The sequence below is a fragment of the Stenotrophomonas tumulicola genome (assembly GCF_014117215.1).
GTDB classification, from domain to species: Bacteria; Pseudomonadota; Gammaproteobacteria; order Xanthomonadales; family Xanthomonadaceae; genus Stenotrophomonas; species Stenotrophomonas tumulicola.
The window spans coordinates 89,394-109,667 of the sequence record NZ_JACGXS010000011.1; the positions used below are offsets into that span (position 1 = coordinate 89,394).

Genomic DNA, 20,274 nt, shown 5'->3' on the forward strand with positions numbered 1-20,274 from the left:
TGATCAGCGCCCCGGGCGGGCGCCCATGCCATGTCCGAAGTCGCCACCGAGGCTGCGCGTCGCCGCACCTTCGCCATCATTTCCCACCCTGACGCCGGCAAGACCACGCTGACCGAAAAGCTGCTGCTGTTCGGAGGCGCGATCCAGATGGCCGGCTCGGTCAAGGGCCGCAAGGCCGCCCGCCATGCCACCTCGGACTGGATGGCACTGGAGAAGGAACGCGGGATCTCGGTCACCTCCTCGGTGATGCAGTTCCCATACGGCGGCAAGATCGTCAACCTGCTCGATACCCCCGGCCATGCGGACTTCGGTGAAGACACCTACCGCGTGTTGACCGCGGTGGACTCGGCGCTGATGGTGATCGACGTCGCCAAGGGCGTGGAAGAACGCACCATCAAGCTGATGGAGGTGTGCCGGCTGCGTGACACCCCGATCATGACCTTCATCAACAAGCTGGACCGCGAGGGCAAGGAACCCATCGACCTGCTGGACGAGGTGGAAAGCGTGCTCGGCATCCAGTGCGCCCCGGTGACCTGGCCGATCGGCATGGGCCAGCGCCTGAAGGGCGTGGTGCACCTGCTGACCGGCGAGGTCCATCTGTATGAACCGGGCCGCAACTTCACCCGCCAGGATTCGACCATCTTCCCGTCCATCGACGCGCCCGGCGTGGCCGAGAAGATCGGTGCGGCGATGCTGGCCGAACTGCGCGATGAGCTGGAACTGGTGCAGGGGGCCAGCCATCCGTTCGACCCGCAGGCCTACCTGCAGGGCAAGCAGACGCCGGTGTTCTTCGGCTCGGGCGTGAACAATTTCGGCGTGCAGCCGCTGCTCGACTTCTTCGTCGAACACGCGCCTTCGCCACAACCACGCGCCAGCACCGGCCGTGAAGTCGCTCCGCAGGAAAACAAGCTGAGCGGCTTCGTGTTCAAGATCCAGGCCAACATGGATCCCCAGCACCGCGATCGCGTGGCCTTCATGCGCGTGTGCTCCGGCCGCTTCGCCGCAGGCATGAAGACCTTCCATGTCCGCACCGGCAAGGAAATGAAGCTGGCCAACGCACTCACCTTCATGGCCAGCGACCGCGAGATCGCCGCCGAGGCGTGGCCGGGCGATGTCATCGGCATCCACAACCACGGCACCATCTCCATCGGCGATACGTTCACCGAGGGCGAGGCGATCACCTTCACCGGCATTCCCAACTTCGCCCCCGAACTGTTCCGGCGCGCGCGCCTGCGCGACCCGCTCAAGCTCAAACAGTTGCACAAGGGCCTGGCGCAGTTGTCCGAAGAAGGCGCCACCCAGTTCTTCCGCCCGCTGATGAGCAACGACCTGATCCTGGGTGCGGTCGGCGTGCTGCAGTTCGACGTAGCGGCCTATCGCCTGAAGGACGAGTATGGCGTGGAGGCAAGCTTCGAACCGGTCGGCGTGGTCACCGCGCGCTGGGTGACCTGCAGCAACGAGAAGAAGCTGGAAGAGTTCCGCGAGAAGAATGCGCTGAACCTGGCGGTGGATGCCGCCGGCCAGCTGGTCTACCTGGCGCCCACCCGGGTCAACCTGCAGTTGGCGCAGGAACGGGCGCCGGACGTGCGCTTCTCGGCCACGCGTGAAGCGGCACACACCCAATCGGTCGCCTGAACCGCAGGCAGCCCACCGGGCGTGCAAGCATCCGCCATCGCGGCGATGATAGGGGGGACGCAGGTCCCCCTCCCTGCAACCCTTTCGGCTTGCCATGACCTCTGTTGCTTCGATCCGCGAAGAAGTAGCCAGCGCGCTCACCCATGGCCTGGGTGCAGTATTTGCCCTCGCCGCCAGCGCGGTGCTGATCACCCTCGCCGCCACCCATGGCGATGGCTGGCAGCTTGCCAGCTCGATCGTCTTCGGCATTGCCCTGCTGCTGCTCTACACCGCGTCCACCCTGTACCACGCCATCCAGCACCCGATCGCCAAGGGCCGGCTGAAGGTGTTCGACCACTGCGCGATCTACGTACTGATTGCCGGCACCTACACGCCGTTCACCCTGATCGGCCTGCGTGGTCCATGGGGCTGGGGCTTGTTCACTGCCATCTGGACGCTGGCGCTGGCCGGGGTGGTCTTCAAGCTGTTCTACACCGGACGTTTCAAGGCCCTGTCCACGGCGATCTACATCGCCATGGGATGGCTGATCGTGGTAGCGATCAAGCCAATGCTTGCGGCGATCGATCTGTGGACGCTGGGCTGGCTGCTTGCCGGCGGCCTGTCCTACACCCTGGGCACCTATTTCTACCACCGCGAATCGATCCGCTATTCCCATGCGATCTGGCATCTGTTCGTGATCGGCGGCAGCGTCTGCCACTTCGTCGCGGTCACCGCGCAGGTGTTGTAGCGCCGGTAGAGCGGGTCCATGACCCGCTGCCGTCCGCGCGGCTGTAGGGAAAAGCAGCGGGTCATGGACCCGCTCTACCGTCTCCTGCACACGGTCCGAATACCTGCTTCGCACCCTGTGCACGATGAACAGGCAACGCTAGGCGCGTGAACGCCACCCCGCCCCCGGCAGAAAACCGCGTGCCATCCCGCCGCTTCCGCGCTCCCGGCAAACGCGGGCAACGCTGGCTGGCCGTGCTGCTGTTCGTGATCGCCGCCATCCTGCTGCTGATCGCCCTGTGGGACTGGAACTGGTTCAAGGGACCCGTGGAACGTGCGGTGCAGGCAAAAACCGGACGGGCACTGCACATCGGCACCCTTGACGTCGACCTCGGACGGATAACGACCGTGCGCGCAGACGCCATCACCTTCGCCAACGCAGGTTGGGCGAAGCAACCGCAGATGGTCCGTGCCGACCGCGTGGAGATCGACGTGCGCGCCTGGCCGCTGCTGCGCGGCAGCGTGCAGTTGCCGGAAGTCCGCCTTACCCGGCCCGATGCCCTGCTGCAGGCGGCACCGCGCAAGGGCGAAGCAGGCAACTGGGATTTTCTCGGCGAAAGCAGCGGTGGCGGCGAACCCTTGCAACTGCAGCGCCTGCGCATCGACGATGGCCGCCTGCAATACCTGGATGTCCTTGGCCGTACCGACATCCGCGTCAACGTGCGCAGCGGTGACCCGAAGCAGGCTGATGCGGCCCCGCCGCTGCTGGTTACCGGCAAAGGTTCCTGGCAGGGCAATGCGTTCACGCTCAATGGCAATACCGAATCCCCGCTGGAACTGACCGACAGCGACCATCCCTTTCGCATCCACCTGGATGGTCGCGCTGGCCAGACCCATGCGGTGGCCAGCGGCACGCTGACCAATCCCTTCCAGTTCCAGACCTTCGACCTGCAGTTCCGCCTCAGTGGCCAGGATCTGGAGGATCTCTATCCGCTGGTCGGCATCGCCCTGCCATCCACCCCACCCTATCGGCTGGACGGACGACTCAAGCGCGACCACCAGATCTGGCAGTACGACGCATTCAAAGGCCAGGTCGGTGACAGCGACCTCGGTGGCAACGTCAGGATCGACGTGGCCGGCGAGCGGCCGCGCCTGACCGCGGTGCTCGTTTCAAAGCGGCTCGACTTCGACGATCTGGCCGGCTTCGTCGGCGCCCCGCCAAGAACCGGCAGCGGCGAGTCGGCCAACGCTGCACAGAAGGCCGAGGCAGCCCGGCTGGCGGCAAAGGCCACGGTGCTGCCCGATACGCCCTACGACCTGGGGAAACTCCGCTCGATGGATGCGGACGTGCAGTGGAAAGCACAGCGCATCAACTCACCTGCGCTGCCCCTGGACGACATGGACGTACACCTGAAACTGGATGACGGCCTGTTGCAGCTGGTGCCGTTGAACTTCGGCGTTGCCGGCGGCGATATCCGCAGCACGATCCGGATGGATGCACGCAGGCCGCAGATCGCCACGTCGCTGCAGGCAAGCGTGCGCCGTGTCCAGCTGGGCAAGTTGTTCCCCGACGCAAAACTCGCCGAACAGGCATCGGGGGGCATCGGCGGCGAAATAGACCTCAGCGGCAGCGGCAATTCCATCGCCGCCATGCTGGGCAGCAGCGACGGTACGGTTTCCGTAGGCATGGGCAAGGGCCACGTGGGCAACCTGGTGATGGAGCTGGCGGGACTGGACGTCGCCGAATCGCTGAAGTTCCTGTTCACCGGTGACCGGCAGATTCCGCTGCGCTGTGCCTTCGCGGACTTCGGCGTGCGCGATGGCCGCATGGACAGCCGCGCGCTTGCCGTGGACACCACCGATACGCTGATCGTCGGCGAGGGCAGCATCAACCTGAAAAGCGAACAGCTGGACCTGCTGCTGAAACCACGCCCGAAGGACATCAGCATCCTGGTGCTACGTTCGCCACTGCGCATCGGCGGCACGTTCAAGGATCCCTCCTTCCGGCCGGATTTCAAGGCGTTGGGCATCCGCGGTGCCATCGCCATCACCCTGGGCAGCATCGCCCCGCCTGCCGCCCTGCTGGCCACCATCGAGACCGGCCCAGGCAAGGACGCCGATTGCGGCGGCAAATTCGCCCACTGACGGCAGCACCAAAGCGAGGTACCCCGGCAGCGTCAGGCGCCCCATGCCATGGCGCTAGCGGACCTCGGAGATCTCCACCCCGTCCAGCCCTTGCGACAACGTGCGCGCGTCACCGCCCTGGCTCAGCTTGATGCGCAGGCGTACCTCATTCTGCGAATCGGCATGGCGCAGCGCATCTTCATAGCTGATCTCTCCCGCCTGGTACAGCTCGAACAGGCTCTGGTCGAAGGTCTTCATGCCCAGCTGGGTGGATTCCTTCATGACCTCCTTGAGCTTGTGGATCTCGCCGTCGCGGATGTAGTCCTGCACCAGCGGCGTGCCCAGCATGATCTCCATCGCCACCTTGCGCGAACGTCCATCGGGCGAAGGAACCAGCTGCTGGGCAACCACGCCCTTGATGTTCAGCGACAGGTCCATCAGCAACTGGTTTCGGCGATCTTCCGGGAAGAAATTGATGATGCGGTCCATCGCCTGGTTGGCATTGTTGGCATGCAGCGTGCACAGCACCAGGTGTCCGGTTTCAGCGAACGCGATGGCGTGATCCATGCCCTCCCGGGTACGCACCTCGCCGATCATGATCACGTCCGGTGCCTGGCGCAGCGTGTTCTTCAACGCCGCTTCCCAGCTGTCGGTATCGATGCCGACCTCGCGCTGGGTGATGATGCAGCCCTCATGGCGATGCACGAACTCGATCGGGTCCTCGATGGTGATGATGTGCCCGGTGGAGTTCTGGTTGCGGTATCCGATCATCGCGGCCAGCGAGGTCGACTTGCCGGTACCGGTGGCGCCGACGAACAGGATGATGCCGCGCTTGGTCATCGCCAGCGTCTTGATGATCGGCGGCAGCGACAACTCATCCACGGTCGGGATACGCGTTTCAATCCGACGCAGCACCATGCCGACCTGGTTGCGCTGGTAGAAACAACTGACACGGAAGCGACCAACCCCGGCCAGGCCGATGGCGAAGTTGCATTCGTGGGTCTTCTCGAATTCCTCGCGCTGGGCCGGCGTCATCACGTTCAGCACCAGGTCGCGGCTCTGCTGCGGGGTCAGGGGCGTCTGCGTGGCCGGCGAGATCTTGCCGTTGACCTTTATCGACGGCGGCATGCCCGACGTGATGAACAGGTCGGAGGCGCGCTGTTGCGCCATCATCTTGAGGAACGAAGTGAAATCGATCGAACTGGTGGCGGTACTGTTCACGGCGGACTCCAGGGAACGGGACGATGGGCGCAACGCGGCGACGCGGGGCATGCGCCTGCTCGACGCATGCCCCGCCGTTACCTCGCCTTACTCGAACAGACGCTTGTCCTTGGCATATTCGCGGGCCTGGTTGCGGGTGATCAGGCTGCGCTTGACCAGGTCCTGCAGATGCTGGTCCAGGGTCATCATGCCCACCTGCTGGCCGGTCTGGATGGCCGAATACATCTGCGCCACCTTGTCCTCGCGGATGAGGTTGCGGATGGCCGGGGTGCCGACCATGATCTCCCAGGCCGCCGTACGCCCGCCGCCGACCTTCTTCAGCAGCGCCTGCGAAATCACCGCGCGCAGCGACTCCGACAGCATCGAACGCACCATCGGCTTTTCGCCTGCGGGGAACACGTCGATGATGCGGTCGATGGTCTTGGCCGCCGAACTGGTATGCAGCGTGCCGAACACCAGGTGGCCGGTTTCGGCAGCGGTCAGCGCCAGCCGGATGGTTTCCAGGTCACGCAGTTCGCCGACCAGGATGATGTCGGGGTCTTCGCGCAGCGCAGAACGCAGGGCTTCGTTGAAACCGTGCGTATCACGGTGCACTTCGCGCTGGTTGATCAGGCACTTCTGCGAGGTATGCACGAACTCGATCGGGTCCTCGACGGTGAGGATGTGCCCGTACTCGTTCTTGTTGATGTAATCGATCATCGCCGCCAGCGTGGTCGACTTGCCCGAGCCGGTCGGACCGGTCACCAGGATCAACCCCTGCGGCTGCTGGATCACCTCGCGGAACAGTGGCGGGCAAGCCAGGTCTTCCAGCGTCAGCACTTCGGACGGAATGGTACGGAACACCGCACCGGCACCGCGGTTCTGGTTGAACGCGTTGACGCGGAAGCGCGCCAGCGATGGAATCTCGAACGAGAAGTCGACTTCGAGGAATTCCTCGTAATCGCGACGTTGCTTGTCCGACATGATGTCGTACACCAGCGCATGGACCTGTTTGTGGTCCAGCGCCGGGATGTTGATGCGACGGACATCGCCATCGACACGGATCATCGGCGGCAGGCCTGCGGACAGATGCAGGTCGGATGCTTTGTTCTTGACGGAAAACGCCAACAGCTCGGCGATATCCATGAGCGGCTACTCCCCAATAACGGCTTGGACTGGAAGGATCTTTCCCCGGGCGGCAGTATAGCCTCCTGTCACACCGGAACGCGTTACGTGCAAAGCCCCCTGCCCGACATGCTGAGCAACCTGCAGGACGCGGCCAAGGCCGCCGGACGGCCAGTCCCGTTGCTGCTGGCGGTGTCCAAGACCCAGCCAGCCGAGGCGATCGCCACCCTGGCCGCGCAGGGCCAGCATGCCTTTGGCGAAAATTACGTACAGGAAGCACTGGCCAAGATCGAGGCGCTGCGCGGCCTGGCGCTGGAGTGGCACCTGATCGGCCATCTGCAGTCGAACAAGGCCGAGCTGGCCGCCCGCCACTTCCACTGGGTCCAGAGCGTGGACCGCACCAAGCTGGTCCATGCCCTCGCCCACCAACGTCCGCGCGACCTGCCCCCCTTGAACGTGCTGATCCAGGTCAACATCGACGATGAAGGCAGCAAGCACGGTTGCCAGCCGCAGGACATCGATGCCCTGGCTGCAGCCATCAGCGCCGAGCCGACGCTGTGCCTGCGCGGCCTGATGGCCATTCCCGCACCGTGGCCGGACGCAGCCCGTCGACGTGCCGCCTTCATGCGCATGCATGCCCTGAAACAGGCATTGGCCCGGCAGTATCCCCAGGCCGACACGCTGTCGATGGGGATGAGCAGCGACTACGCCGAGGCCATCGCCGAAGGCGCCACCATGGTCCGGATCGGTACCGCGCTGTTCGGCGCGCGCGCCCGTCCGGCCTGATCACCAGGAGAACGCACATGAAAGAGACGTCCATCGCCTTCATCGGTGGCGGCAACATGGCCCGCAGCCTGATCGCAGGGCTGGTACGCCGGGGAATGGCCGCAGACCGTATCCACGTCGCCGAGCCGGTACCGGAGCTGCGCCGGGCGCTGGCTGCCGACTTCGGCGTGGAAACGCATGCCGAAGCCAGCGAAGCGGCTGGCCAGGCCGGCACCTGGCTGCTGGCGGTGAAGCCACAGGCGCTGCGCGATGTCTGCCGGTCGCTGCAGGCGCTGGCGCAGTCGAAGCAGCCCTTGCTGGTTTCCATCGCCGCGGGCATCACCAGCAGGCAGCTGGCCGGCTGGTTGGGCGGCGACCTGCCGGTGGTGCGCGCCATGCCCAATACTCCGGCGCTGCTCGGCGCCGGTGTCACCGGCCTGTTCGCCACCGCCCAGGTGTCAGCCGACCAGCGAGAACAGGCTGACACGGTACTGGCCAGCGCAGGCCGCACGGTGTGGGTGGACGACGAAGCGTTGATGGATTCGGTCACTGCGGTATCCGGCAGCGGTCCGGCCTATGTGTTCCTGCTGGCCGAAGCCATGGAAGCGGCAGGCATCGCCCAGGGCCTGCCAGCCGATGCTGCCCGCCTGCTGGTGCAGCAGACATTGCTGGGGGCCTCGCGCATGCTGGATGAAAGCGATGAAGCGCCGGCCGAACTACGCCGCCGCGTGACGTCGCCAGGCGGCACCACCCAGGCGGCGATCGAGGCCTTCCAGGCCGGTGGTTTCGAAACACTGGTGGAATGCGCGCTGAAAGCCGCGCAACAGCGTGGGCAGGAACTGTCAGCGGCCAACGACTGAGTGGATCAGGTCCCTTTTCCAGCGGAAAGGGGATCCTGCCCAAGCAGGTGATCGACCGCAGCCTGTGCATGCAACGCGGTGGTGTCGAACAGTGGCACGCTGGCATCGTCGGCACCCACCAGCAGCATGATCTCCGTGCAGCCCAGGATGATGCCCTGCGCACCGCGCTCCACCAACCGCTGCATCACCCCGCGGTAGGCCTGGCGCGACTCTGGCAGCACCCGGCCCTGCACCAGTTCCTCGTAGATGATCCGATGCACCAGGGCACGGTCTGCTGCATCCGGGACCAGCACGTCCAGCCCATGCCGCTGCGCCAGCCTGCCTTTGTAGAAGTCGTGCTCCATGGTGAACGCCGTGCCAAGCAGTCCGATGCGCTGTATGCCGGCCGCCTTCGCCGCCATGCCGGTGGGATCGGCGATATGCAGCAGCGGAACGTGGATGGCGGCCTGCACCGTGTCCGCCATGCGATGCATGGTGTTGGTGCAGATGACCAGCGCGCTGGCGCCCGCCGCCTGCAGCCTCCGTGCCACATCGACCATCAGGCGCGTCGCTGCGTCCCAATCGCCAGCATGCTGCAACGCCTCGACCTCCGAGAAATCAAACGACCACAGCAGCACCCGTGCCGAATGGGTACCTCCCAACGCATCGCGCACCTGTTCGTTGATCATCCGGTAGTACTGCGCCGAACTTTCCCAGCTCATGCCACCGATGAGACCCACGATCCTCTGCTCCACCGCCGTTCCCGCTGATAGCCGATGGACACAGCGTAGCGCCACCGGGCATGGCGCGGCCAGATCCGGGCAAGTCCGGCTGCAGGCCGCCCGCTAGAATGCAACGATGAAAATGAACTCCCTGATCCCGGCCGCTGCCCTGGCCCTGGCGCTTACCCTCGTTTCCACCAATGCCCTGGCCTGGGGCGCACAGGGCCACCGCCTGGTAGGGCGCATCGCCGAGTCCCGCCTCACCCCGGCAGCGCGTGCCGAAGTCGATGAACTGCTGGCAGGCGAAGCCGACCCGACCCTGCCCGGCGTCGCAGCATGGGCCGACCAACTGCGCGCGCATGACCGCGACCTCGGTCGCCGCTCGGCCCGTTGGCATTACGTCAACATCGCCGAGGACGATTGCCGCTACCTGGCACCCAGGCACTGCCCCGATGGCAACTGCGTCGTCGAGGCGCTGAAGGCACAGACCCTGATCCTGTCCGACAGCAAGCGCAGCAATGCAGAGCGCGCGCAGGCGCTGAAGTTCGTCGTCCATCTTGTCGGCGACATCCACCAGCCCATGCATGCCGGTTACGGGCACGACAAGGGCGGCAATGATTTCCAGCTGCAGTTCAACGACCGCGGCAGCAACCTGCACTCCCTGTGGGACAGCGGCCTGCTCAATACCCGCAAGCTGGATGACGATGGCTACGTGGCGGTGTTGCAGGCCCTGCCCAAGCCCAGCCTGCCACGCCGCGTGGACCTGCGCCATGACGCGGCGGCATGGGCCGAGGCCAGCTGCCGCATCGCCGTTGAACAAGGTGTTTACCCCGCTTCACGTAAGCTCGGCGACGAGTACACCGCCCGTTATCGCCCCGTGGCCGAAGGCGAACTGCGCATCGCCGGTGAGCGCCTGGCACAGGTCCTGAACAGCGCGCTCGGCCACCGCTGAGGAGCCCTGCCATGCCCATCCAGGTCAAGTCGTTCTTTCACCCCGACAGCAGCACGTTCAGCTACGTGGTGCACGACCCTGCCAGCGGCCAGGCCGCGCTGATCGACGCCGTGCTGGACTACGACCCGGATACCGACGCGACCAGCGAAACGCCACTGCGTCCGCTGCTGGAACATGTGCAGGCCAACGGACTGGAGGTGCAGTGGCTGCTGGAGACCCATGCCCACGCCGACCACGTGTCGGCGGGGCGTCGGTTGAAACGACAGTTCCCCCGCGCCCGGCTGGGAATCGGTGATGGCATCGGCGCGGTCCAGGCCACCTTCGCGCCGCGCTACGCACTGGACCTGCCGCTGGCACGGAACCCGTTCGACCACCTGTTCGCCGACGGCGAGGCCTTTGCGTTGGGGGAACTGCGGGGCCGGGTCATCGCCGTTCCCGGCCACACCAGCGACAGCATCGCCTACCTGATCGACGATGCATTGTTCCCGGGCGATTCGTTGTTCATGCCCGACGGCGGCACCGCCCGCTGCGATTTTCCCGGTGGCGATGCAGCGCTGCTGTACCGTTCCATCCAGCGCCTGCTAGCGTTGCCGGAGGACACCCGCGTATTCGTCTGCCACGACTACGGCCCGGGCGGTCGCGACATCGCCAACGAAACCACCATCGGCGCACAGCGTGCGCACAACATCCATGTGCACGATGGGGTAGACGAAGCCGCGTTCGTCGCCATGCGCCAGGCACGCGATGCCACCCTGCCCGAACCAAAGCTGATGCAGGCCGCCGTGAAAGCAAACATCCAGGGCGGCGCCTGAAAAGAGGGGACGGAGGGGATCAAGTCGTCTTTGGCTATCATTGCGGCCAAAGACGACTTGATCCCCTCCGTCCCCTTTTCATTCTTTCTTTCGGACGTACTGGCGGCCCTGCACGATCTCGAAGGTGAAGGCGTACAACAGGCTGACCGGCACCGGTTCCACGTGTTCGGCACCGTTGCAGTCACCCGGGTCTGCAACGGGCACGCCTGCGGCGAAATGGCATACGGCGGCCGGTGTGAACTCCCATTTCGCCACGGCTTCCTGCGCGGCCTGCAGCAGCATGGTGTTCTCAGCGGCAAGTCCGGCCTTGCATTCGTCACGATTGGACAAGGGCAGGCTGCGTTCGACTGCGCCGGTGGCGTCGACCACCACCTGCAGGCAGACCATGGTCGGCGCAAGATTGCGACGCGGATCGCGCGCGCCCACCACCGGCGGTGGCGCGGTATGCAACTGCGGCATCCGATAGCCCTCGCTGGGACGCAGCTGGTAGGGCTCGATGGCGCCGGCACCCGCACCGGAACCTACCTGCAACTGCCGGTGCTCGACCTGCTCGTCCCGCGTATCGATCGCCGTCAAGCGGTCATGCCCAGCGCACCCAGCCAGGAACGCCACCATCAACGGCAGCGCTGCCGCACGCTTCAAGGGGCCGGCTCCGTCTCATCCATCGCGAAGGTGATCGGAATGCGCAGCGCAGACGCTACCGGTCTGCCGTCCTTGATGGCAGCCTGGTAGGTCCACTGCCTGGCCGCGGCGATGGAGACGTCGTCGAAGACGCCCGGGTTGCTGGCCTTCAGTACACGCACATCGCCCACCTGCCCATCTGCGCCTATGTCCACGCGCAGTACCACCTCACCGGTCTGGCTCTGTTCGAACGCCGCCTTCGGGTAGTGCGGTGGCGGCATCTTCAACGCCTGCGCCTGCCGGTCGCCGGCAACAGGGGACGCATCGGCGGACGCCGGCAGGGGAGCGACATCGATGCCGGAGGGCAACGCCTGCCCCGTCTGGCTGGCCCATGCAACGCCTCCTACCGCCACGCACAGTCCGGCCACCAGCACCTGGCCGGACAACCAGGGCAACCGCTTCCGCTTCGACTGACCCAACATCATGATGCGCTCCTTCAACAAGGGCTGGCAGCGCCAATGGCAGGCCATCGGTGCCGCCGGATGGACCAGCTGCGCCTTCAACAGGGCAGTGGCATAAAGACCGCGCAGCGCCGGTCGGATACCCACCGTGCGCGCGTCACAGGCCAGTTCCTGGTCGCGCAGGAAGCAACGGGCCGCCCACGCCAGCAACGGGTGGAACCAGAACACGCAACGCAGCAGCAACAGCCCACCATTGGCAAGATGGTCACCATGACGGCGATGGTTGCGCTCGTGCTGCAGCACCAGTTCCCGCTCGGCGGCGTCGAACTGTGCATCGAACCGTGGTCCGACCACGATGCGTGGCCGCAGCAGGCCCACCAGCGCAGGCAGGCCCGGGTCGCCACTGGCCTGCCAACTGCCATCCTCGCGCGCTCGCAGCGTCCCCATGCCGCGTTCGAACCGGCGCTGGGCACGCCAACTGCGCACCGCCGTGGTGGCCATACCCAGCCCCCATAGCCCGGCCAACGCCATGGGCCAGCCCGATGGCACCATCGTACCGGCGGCCGACAGGCCGGGAACCGCGATGTGGCCGAGGACAGGCAATGCGTCACCCATCGGCAACGTTGGCACAGGCAGGCACAGCGCCAGCAGCACCAGCGGCAGCAACCACCAGCTGCGATAGACCAGTCCCGCGCCGCCCAATGCCAGCAGCAACGGCCGTATCGCTGCCAACAGCACCACGCCGATGCCCAGCCAGATGCTCGCCACCAGCAGTAACTGGAGCAGCCCGCTCACGGTCCTTCTCCCGGCTCGGCCAAGGCCTGGATCAATGCTTTCAACTCGGCGATGTCCTGCGCACTCAACTGGCCGTGTTGGCTGAAGTGCGCTACCAGCGGTGCGACCCGCCCCTCGAACACACGGCCAAGGAAGTCCTGGCTTTGCTCAGCCACCCAGGCCTGACGCTGCAGCAGCGGGTGGTACAGATAGCGTCGACCATCGCGCTCGGCACTTATCGCACCTTTGGTCAGCAACCGGTTGAGCAGCGTCTTGATGGTCGCCTCCGCCCAGTTGCGGCCCGCCAGTGCGGCCACTACCTCTTCCGCGCTGCGGGGTGCCTGACCCCACAGCACGTCCATCACCACCGCTTCGGCTTCACTGATCTGGATCATCGTTTACATCCGTAATCGAGTGATTGCGATTACGCTCGTAATCGAGACCGATGTCAAGTCCTCGACCTGCGTTTCATCCGTCTTCGCCCAGCATGCAGGTCGATGCCATGCAGGAGCTCCCATGAGATCGCTACATAAGTTGGACCATCCGGTCGAGGACGCGCGTCGCTTCCTCGAACCCGGGCCCATCATCCTGGTCAGCACGGCCGCGCATGGCCAGCGCAACATCATGACGATGGGCTGGCACATGGTGATGGGCTTTTCTCCCTCGCTGGTCGCCACCTATATATGGAACGAGAACCACAGCTTCAGCCTGGCCCGCGACAGCCGCGAGTGCGTGATCAACGTGCCTGGCGTGGAACTGCTGGACACCGTGGTGGACATCGGCAACTGCAGTGGACGCGACGTGGACAAGTTCGACCGGTTTTCCCTGGATGCAGTCCCTGCCGGGAAGGTCGGCGCACCGCTGGTCGGCCAATGCCATTCCAGCTTCGAGTGCCGCCTGCATGACGGCAGCCAGGTGGTTTCGAACAATCTGTTCATCTGGGAAATCGTCAAGGCCCATGTTGCGCCGCGGCCGAAACTGCCGCGCACCGTGCATTACCGCGGCGATGGACAGTTCATGGTCGCCGGCGCCGAAGTCTCGCGTCGACGGCGATTCAAGCCCGACATGCTGTAATGCCGTCATATCCATTGCAGGACCACGCCGCATGACCGACCACCTGACTGACCTGGATGGCGCCGTCGACTGGCTGCTGGCGCGGGTAGACGGGCAGCTGCGCATCGGTGCGCCACTGGCGCTGGGCAAGCCACATCGCCTGCTCAATGCCCTCTACCAGCGCATCGAGGGTGACCCTTCCCGTCCCTTGCAGATATACACCGCGCTTTCGTTGAATCCGCCAGTCGCACGTGGCGAAGGCCTGGAAGCCCGCTTCATGGCACCGTTCGCCGAGCGCCATTTCGGCGCCGGCTTCCAGCGCCTGGCCTATGCCGATGCGATGGCGCGCGATGCGTTGCCAGCGCATGTCCAGGTAGAAGAATTCTACATGCAGTCGGGCGCACTGCTGGGCTCGCGACAGGCACAGGCCAGCTATACCAGCCTCAACTACACCCATGCCGCCGACGCGGTCGCGCAACGCGTGCCGTGCGCCATCGTGCAGAAGGTCGCACGCCGCGAAGGCAGCTCGCTGCTCTCGCTCTCCTGCAACAACGACATCACCCAGGACACCCTGGATGCGATGGCTGCACGCGGCCTGTCACGTCCATTGATGATCGCCGAAGTGGACCCGCAACTCCCCTGGCTGGGGGGTGCGGCAGCGGTGGAAGAACGCTTCTTCGACCTGGTCGTCAGCCCTGCCGGCCCCTACCCGGCGTTGTTCGGCCTGCCGCGACAACCCGTCGGCGATGCCGACCATGCGATCGGGCTGTATGCCAGCACGCTGGTGCGCGACGGCGGCACGCTGCAGATCGGCATCGGCACGCTGGCCGACGCACTCAGTCATGCACTGGTGCTGCGGCATACCGACAACGCCCTCTACCGGCGCGTGCTGCATGCACTGGACCCGCAACTGGCCCAGCACCCGCTGGTAGCGGAAATCGGCGGGCTTGGACCGTTCGAAGAGGGCCTGTACGGCTGCAGCGAAATGCTCAACGAAGGCTTCCGCAAACTGGTGCAATGCGGGGTGATCAAGCGCAAGGTGCACGATGACCTGGCACTGATGAAGCGACTGGACAACGGCAGCGCCTACACCGCCGACCATGCCACCCTGGCCGCCGAAGGCGAATGCCTGCACGGCGCGTTCTACCTGGGCTCGCCGGAGTTCTACGAGTGGCTGCGTACGCTGCCGGACGAGGAGCGTCGCGCCATCGGCATGCGTCGCATCAGCGAAATCAACCAGCTGTACGGTGGCAACGAAGAGCTGGAGCGCCTGCAACGCCGGCACGCCCGCTTCTTCAATTCCTGCATGATGGCCACCGCACTGGGTGCCGCGGTGTCGGATGCGCTGGAAGATGGCCGGGTGGTTTCCGGCGTGGGTGGCCAGTACAACTTCGTGGCGATGGCGCATGCGCTGCCGGGCGCGCGCAGCGTGCTGCTGTTCCGCGCGGCGCGCGACGATGGCGGCCAACGCCAGAGCAACGTCCGCTGGAACTACGGCCATACGACGATCCCGCGCCACCTGCGCGACGTGTACCTCAACGAATACGGCATCGCCGACCTGCGGGGAATGACCGACGCCGACTGCGTGCTGGCCATGCTGGGAATCACCGAAGCGCCTTTCCAGCAGTCCCTGCTGGAACAGGCGACGTCGGCGCGCAAGGTTCCTGCCGATACGCGGCCGGACCCACGTGCAGCACGCGCGACTCCCCAGGCGCTTGCCGCGGCGCTGGCCGGGTTCCGTGCCGATGGCACGCTGCCGGATTATCCCCTGGGCAGTGATTTCACCGAGGTTGAACAGGTACTGCTGAAGGCGCTGGGCTGGTTGAAAGCGAATACGCAGACCCGGAACAGCACGCTGCGCACGGCGTGGGCAGCACTGAAGCAGCCTGCCGGCGATGGCGACGCGGTGTACCTGCAGCGGATGGGGCTGGAAGCACCGAAAGGCGTCGGCGAACGGCTCAACGCCCGCCTGCTGCGGCTGGCATTGGCGCGCACAGCCTGAGCAGCGGGGCCTTGCCCCGCTGTACCACGCCATGCCGGCCGCTCAGTTGCAGCTGGACCGACCGGTCTTATGGTTGATCGCCCCCTTTGAGATCAACAGCTCGGCAACATCGGTGAATCCACCTTCGCACGCACCGCTGAGCGGGCTTTCATCAATCTTCGGATGGTCATTGATCGCCACCACATTCACGTCTGGGGCGAACTGCAGGATGTACTTCACGGTTGCCAGGCGCCCATCCACCGCAGCCACCATGAACAAGGTTTCCTGGTCGCTTTCACGGGCATCCCAATCCGTTTCATCCTTCAACAGGGCATGCAGGTATTTGACGACATCGACGTTTCCGCCCATCACGGCGGACTTGAGCGCGTTGTAGACATCGGCCCTGTCCGTGGCACGGATGTCCGCCCCCTGCTCGACCAGATACTGCACGATGTCCATATAGCCGATGAAGGCAGCCCAGCCGAGCGCGGTCTGTCCGAGCGAAGCTTCGTCCTTGGCTTCCAGATCCTGGCCAGCCCGCACCCTGCGCTCTACTTCGGCCAGGTTGCCCTGTTTGACGGCATCGAACCAGGCCGCATCCGGACCAACCGATGCCCGGTCGTAGAAGTTCCGGTGAGCAAGCAGCCCGGGATTGGATATCTGCCGCATCGTTTCAAGGCCATAGCGGAACCTGGAGAGATCGGCCTGTGCACCGTCCTCCTGGCCCTGTGCGCCGAAGCTGCCCAGCGCCACCAGCATGGCAATCATGACCCCGGTTTTCGTCTTGGTTTTCATGCCACCAGAATCGCATGTCCCGGCGTGCTGGAAACCTCGTGCGCGGGAACGGATCATTCCGGCGGTATCGCCTGAAAATCAGCTACATACGATGGCCTCGCACGCGTCCCTGGATAGCCGCGGGAAAAGAAAAGGCCGGCTTGCGCCGGCCTTCTCCGCAGCATGCGACAGTCGCCGTTACAGCGCCTTCGCCGCCTCCACCACGTGCGTGGTGGTGATGTTGAAGTGCTTGTACAACGCACTGGCCGGTGCCGACGCGCCGAAGGTATCGATGCCGATAACCGCACCATCCAGGCCGACGAACTGGCCCCAGAAACCGGTGACACCGGCTTCCACTGCAACGCGCTTGCGCACGGCCTTCGGCAGCACCGCTTCACGGTAAGCCGTATCCTGGCGCAGGAACACATCGGTGGATGGCATCGACACCACGCGGGTCTTCAGGCCAGCGGCGTCCAGTTGCACCTTGGCTTCAGTCGCCAGCGAGACTTCCGAGCCCGTGGCGATCAGGATCACATCCGGATTGCCGCCCTCGGCGTCGGCCAGTACGTAGCCGCCACGTTCGATCTGCGCGATCTGGGCGGCACTGCGCGGCTGGTGCGGCAGGTTCTGGCGGCTGAATACCAGGCAGCTCGGACCATCCTGGCGGGTGATCGCCGCCTTCCAGCTGACTGCCGACTCCACTGCGTCGCACGGACGCCAGACATCGTTGTTCGGGATGTAGCGCAGCGAGGCCAGGTGCTCCACCGGCTGGTGGGTCGGGCCATCTTCGCCCAGGCCGATCGAATCGTGCGTATAGACGTGGATGGCATGTGCCGGGATCAGCGCACTCATGCGTACGCCGTTGCGCGCGTAATCGCTGAATACCAGGAAGGTCGCATCGAACGGCAGGAATCCGCCATGCAGGGCCAGGCCGTTGGCGATCGCGGTCATGCCGAACTCGCGCACACCGTAATACACATAGTTGGCATTGGCGTCGTCGGTGGCCACCGACTTGCTGCCTTTCCACAGGGTCAGGTTGGAATGCGCCAGGTCAGCCGATCCACCGACCAGTTCCGGCAACAGCGGGGCGAACGCTTCAATGGCCAGCTGCGAGGCCTTGCGCGAGGCAATGGTCGGGCCTTCCGCTGCCACCTGGGCGACGTAGGCATCGGCCTTGGCGATGAAATCAGCCGGCAGCTCGCCATGCGAACGACGGGTCAGCTCTTCGGCCTGCTGCGGATACTGCGCGGCATACTTGTCGAACTGCTGTTCCCACTCGGCCTGGCGCAGCGTGCCGGTACCGCCTGCACGCCAGCCAGCGTAGATCTCTTCCGGAATTTCGAACGGGGCGTACGGCCAGTCCAATGCCTTGCGGGTGGCTTCCAGTTCATCCTTGCCCAGCGCGGCGCCGTGGCTGGATTCCTTGCCTGCCTTGTTCGGCGAACCGAAACCGATGGTGGTGCGGCAACAGATCAGGGTTGGCCTGTCGGACTGCGACAGCGCCGCGTCGATGCCTGCCTTGATGCTTTCCGGATCATGGCCATCCACGTCACGCACCACGTTCCAGCCATACGCTTCGAAGCGCTCGGGTGTGTTGTCGGTGAACCAGCCGGCGGTGTTGCCGTCGATGGAGATGTGGTTGTTGTCCCAGAAGCAGACCAGCTTGTGCAGGCCCCAGGTACCGGCCAGCGAAGCCGCTTCATGCGACACACCTTCCATCAGGCAGCCATCGCCCATGAACACCCAGGTGCGGTGGTCGACGATTTCCAGCTCAGGGCGATTGAAGCGCTGTGCAAGCAGCTTCTCTGCCAGGGCGAAACCAACGGCATTGGCGAAACCCTGGCCCAGCGGTCCGGTGGTGGTTTCGACACCAGGCGTCTCGTGGTGCTCGGGGTGGCCAGCGGTCTTGCTGCCCAACTGGCGGAACTGCTTGAGCTGCTCGATCGGCAGGTCGTAGCCGCTCAGGTGCAGCAGTGCGTACTGCAGCATGGAGCCATGGCCATTGGACAACACGAAACGATCGCGGTTGAACCACTGCGGATTGTTCGGATTGTGCCGGTGGTAGTCGTTCCAGAGCACTTCGGCGATGTCGGCCATGCCCATGGGCATGCCGGGGTGGCCGGAGTTTGCGGTTTCAACCGCGTCGGCGGCAAGGAAGCGGATGGCGTTGGCCAACTGGCGGCGGGTAGGCTGCGTCATGAGTTCGGTCGGAATCAGGGAGGCGGCCGCGAACGTGCGGGCGCCCTATTGTAGCGCCGAGCCATGCCCGGCGGGCCCCCATGGCATCGGTCCGGCCAGGGAACGCCGAGCAGGGCCCGGCGCCACGCGACCTGCGACAGCGGTCAGTCCACCCGGCTGGTGCTTGCCGGCACCGCCGGCTCGTCCTTTTCACCCTTGGCCACCAGGGTGGTCAGGGCCAGGTCGCCGGTGACGTTCAGGGCGGTGCGGCACATGTCCAGGAAGTGGTTCACGCCCAGGATCAGGCCGATACCCAGCGGGTTCACGCCGACCATCGCGCAGATCATCGCCACCACCGGCAGCGAACCGGAGGGCACGCCGGCGGTGCCGATGCCGCCCAGGATGCAGACCGCCATCACCATCACCTGCTGGCCGATGCTCAGGTCCACGCCGAAGAACTGGGCCAGGAATATCACCGTGACGCCTTCGAACAGCGCGGTGCCATTCTGGTTGGCGGTGGCCCCCACGGTCAGCACGAAACGCGATACGCGCTGCGGCAGCTTCATCTGGTCGGCCACGCGCAGCGCGGTCGGCAGGGTGGCGTTGCTGGACGCGGTGGAGAAGGCCATCACGGTGGCCTCCTGGGTGTCGCGGAAAAAGCCGATCGGCGAGCGGCCCGACAGCCACACCGCCGTGCCATAGGTCACGATCATGTGCACGCCCAGCGCAAGCACCACCACGCCCACGTATGCGCCCAGGCGGATGATCAGCTCGAAGCCGAACAGCGCGGCGAGGTTGAACATGAAACAGGCGACGGCGTACGGAGCAAGGCGAATGACCAGATTGATCAGGGTCATCGAGATTTCAAACACGCCTTCGATGGCGCGGCGCAGCGGGGCAACCTTCTCATCGTCGGTCAGCACCATGCCGATACCGAACATCAGGGCGAAGAACATCAACGACAGGATGGCGCCATTGTCAGATGCAGCCTGCAGCACATTGCTCGGCACGATCGACAGCAGCATGTCCACCCCCTTGGGGCTGCCATGGATGCCGGCGACGATCTCCTTGCTGCGTTCGGCGTTCTCCGACAGCATCTGCGCGGCCACCTGCGGGTCCACGCCGGCACCGGGCTTGAGCACGTTCACCAGTACCAGGCCGATGGCCACGGCGATGCCCGACAGCAGCACGGTGTAGGCCAGCGTCTTCCAGCCGATACGGCCAAGGGCGCGGATATCGCCCATTTCCGACACGCCCATGACCAGCGCCGAGAAGATCAGCGGCACGATCAGCATGAAAATCAGGTTGAGGAACAGACCCGACGCCGGCGTGGTGACGTAATGCATCAGCCACTTGGCCACGTCCATCAATCCGGGCATCTGCCCGCCCAATGCATGTACCGCAAGGCCCGCCAGCAGGCCGATGGCAAAGCCGATGCCCATTTTCCAGTGCAGTGGCATCTTCTTCTTCGCGGGGCTGGCTGCTGTCATCGGGTCGATTTCCTCACAAGTGAACGTAACTTTAGCAAAGCGCCCTCGCCATCCTGCTGCTTT

At 65.1% G+C, this 20,274-nt stretch carries 18 protein-coding genes; 9 read left to right on the forward strand and 9 right to left on the reverse strand.

Features of this window, described 5'->3' with window-relative positions:
- The first annotated feature begins 30 nt into the window (after positions 1 to 30).
- From H4O11_RS16555 to H4O11_RS16565, 3 genes are all read left to right on the forward strand, one after another.
- Positions 31 to 1,635, forward strand: a complete 1,605-nt coding sequence (locus tag H4O11_RS16555) for a peptide chain release factor 3 (RefSeq protein ID WP_182340930.1) — start codon at positions 31 to 33, stop codon at positions 1,633 to 1,635.
- A 94-nt stretch (positions 1,636 to 1,729) separates the two neighbouring features.
- A complete protein-coding gene (trhA, locus tag H4O11_RS16560) occupies positions 1,730 to 2,362 on the forward strand; it encodes a PAQR family membrane homeostasis protein TrhA (protein WP_182340933.1) in 633 nt (210 codons plus the stop codon).
- A 179-nt stretch (positions 2,363 to 2,541) separates the two neighbouring features.
- On the forward strand, positions 2,542 to 4,485 hold the full coding sequence (locus H4O11_RS16565; protein ID WP_182340936.1) for an AsmA family protein: 1,944 nt from the start codon (positions 2,542 to 2,544) through the stop codon (positions 4,483 to 4,485).
- Positions 4,486 to 4,539: 54 nt separating this feature from the next.
- Here H4O11_RS16565 and H4O11_RS16570 read toward each other — a convergent pair whose 3' ends face one another.
- The gene (locus tag H4O11_RS16570) at positions 4,540 to 5,685 is read right to left on the reverse strand and encodes a PilT/PilU family type 4a pilus ATPase (RefSeq protein ID WP_343042852.1); all 1,146 of its coding nucleotides are present in this window, start codon (positions 5,683 to 5,685) and stop codon (positions 4,540 to 4,542) included.
- A gap of 87 nt (positions 5,686 to 5,772) precedes the next feature.
- Complete coding sequence (locus H4O11_RS16575) at positions 5,773 to 6,810, reverse strand: type IV pilus twitching motility protein PilT (protein WP_182340939.1); 1,038 nt, start codon at positions 6,808 to 6,810, stop codon at positions 5,773 to 5,775.
- Positions 6,811 to 6,918: 108 nt separating this feature from the next.
- Between H4O11_RS16575 and H4O11_RS16580 the strand changes: the two genes are divergently transcribed.
- The gene (locus H4O11_RS16580; RefSeq protein ID WP_182341006.1) at positions 6,919 to 7,575 is read left to right on the forward strand and encodes a YggS family pyridoxal phosphate-dependent enzyme; all 657 of its coding nucleotides are present in this window, start codon (positions 6,919 to 6,921) and stop codon (positions 7,573 to 7,575) included.
- Positions 7,576 to 7,592: 17 nt separating this feature from the next.
- The gene (gene proC / locus H4O11_RS16585) at positions 7,593 to 8,414 is read left to right on the forward strand and encodes a pyrroline-5-carboxylate reductase (RefSeq protein ID WP_182340942.1); all 822 of its coding nucleotides are present in this window, start codon (positions 7,593 to 7,595) and stop codon (positions 8,412 to 8,414) included.
- A gap of 5 nt (positions 8,415 to 8,419) precedes the next feature.
- Here proC and H4O11_RS16590 read toward each other — a convergent pair whose 3' ends face one another.
- A complete protein-coding gene (locus H4O11_RS16590) occupies positions 8,420 to 9,148 on the reverse strand; it encodes an aspartate/glutamate racemase family protein (RefSeq protein WP_343042853.1) in 729 nt (242 codons plus the stop codon).
- 103 nt (positions 9,149 to 9,251) lie between these two features.
- Between H4O11_RS16590 and H4O11_RS16595 the strand changes: the two genes are divergently transcribed.
- Together H4O11_RS16595 and H4O11_RS16600 are read left to right on the forward strand one after the other, a co-directional pair.
- Positions 9,252 to 10,067 carry a S1/P1 nuclease gene (locus tag H4O11_RS16595; RefSeq protein ID WP_182340945.1) on the forward strand — a complete coding sequence of 272 codons (816 nt, stop codon included), beginning with the start codon at positions 9,252 to 9,254 and terminating at the stop codon, positions 10,065 to 10,067.
- Positions 10,068 to 10,078: 11 nt separating this feature from the next.
- Positions 10,079 to 10,879 (forward strand): MBL fold metallo-hydrolase, encoded by an 801-nt coding sequence (locus H4O11_RS16600; protein ID WP_182340947.1) that lies wholly within the window; start codon positions 10,079 to 10,081, stop codon positions 10,877 to 10,879.
- Between the two features lie 78 nt (positions 10,880 to 10,957).
- On the opposite strand, the gene H4O11_RS16605 is transcribed toward H4O11_RS16600, so the two are convergent.
- From H4O11_RS16605 to H4O11_RS16615, 3 genes are read right to left on the reverse strand one after another with little or no spacing between them, the layout of a single operon-like run.
- Positions 10,958 to 11,494, reverse strand: a complete 537-nt coding sequence (locus H4O11_RS16605; protein ID WP_182341013.1) for a hypothetical protein — start codon at positions 11,492 to 11,494, stop codon at positions 10,958 to 10,960.
- A 23-nt stretch (positions 11,495 to 11,517) separates the two neighbouring features.
- Positions 11,518 to 12,756, reverse strand: coding sequence for a TonB family protein (locus H4O11_RS16610; protein ID WP_182340950.1), 1,239 nt, complete (start codon positions 12,754 to 12,756; stop codon positions 11,518 to 11,520).
- On the reverse strand, positions 12,753 to 13,130 hold the full coding sequence (locus H4O11_RS16615; RefSeq protein WP_182340954.1) for a BlaI/MecI/CopY family transcriptional regulator: 378 nt from the start codon (positions 13,128 to 13,130) through the stop codon (positions 12,753 to 12,755). The genes H4O11_RS16610 and H4O11_RS16615 overlap by 4 nt, the downstream gene beginning before the upstream one ends.
- 121 nt (positions 13,131 to 13,251) lie before the next feature.
- Here H4O11_RS16615 and H4O11_RS16620 point away from each other — a divergent pair, with 121 nt between their 5' ends.
- Both H4O11_RS16620 and H4O11_RS16625 read left to right on the forward strand, forming a co-directional pair.
- Positions 13,252 to 13,809 (forward strand): flavin reductase family protein, encoded by a 558-nt coding sequence (locus H4O11_RS16620; protein ID WP_182340957.1) that lies wholly within the window; start codon positions 13,252 to 13,254, stop codon positions 13,807 to 13,809.
- Positions 13,810 to 13,840: 31 nt separating this feature from the next.
- Positions 13,841 to 15,790: an acetyl-CoA hydrolase/transferase C-terminal domain-containing protein gene (locus H4O11_RS16625; protein WP_182340960.1), complete on the forward strand. Its 1,950-nt coding sequence runs from the start codon at positions 13,841 to 13,843 to the stop codon at positions 15,788 to 15,790.
- A gap of 42 nt (positions 15,791 to 15,832) precedes the next feature.
- On the opposite strand, the gene H4O11_RS16630 is transcribed toward H4O11_RS16625, so the two are convergent.
- The 3 genes from H4O11_RS16630 to H4O11_RS16640 all read right to left on the reverse strand — a co-directional run bounded on the left by H4O11_RS16630 (position 15,833) and on the right by H4O11_RS16640 (position 20,211).
- Positions 15,833 to 16,564: an ankyrin repeat domain-containing protein gene (locus H4O11_RS16630; protein WP_182340963.1), complete on the reverse strand. Its 732-nt coding sequence runs from the start codon at positions 16,562 to 16,564 to the stop codon at positions 15,833 to 15,835.
- 177 nt (positions 16,565 to 16,741) lie between these two features.
- Positions 16,742 to 18,742 carry a transketolase gene (gene tkt, locus H4O11_RS16635; RefSeq protein WP_182340966.1) on the reverse strand — a complete coding sequence of 667 codons (2,001 nt, stop codon included), beginning with the start codon at positions 18,740 to 18,742 and terminating at the stop codon, positions 16,742 to 16,744.
- 143 nt (positions 18,743 to 18,885) lie between these two features.
- Positions 18,886 to 20,211, reverse strand: coding sequence for a dicarboxylate/amino acid:cation symporter (locus H4O11_RS16640; RefSeq protein ID WP_182340969.1), 1,326 nt, complete (start codon positions 20,209 to 20,211; stop codon positions 18,886 to 18,888).
- Positions 20,212 to 20,274 lie beyond the last annotated feature (63 nt).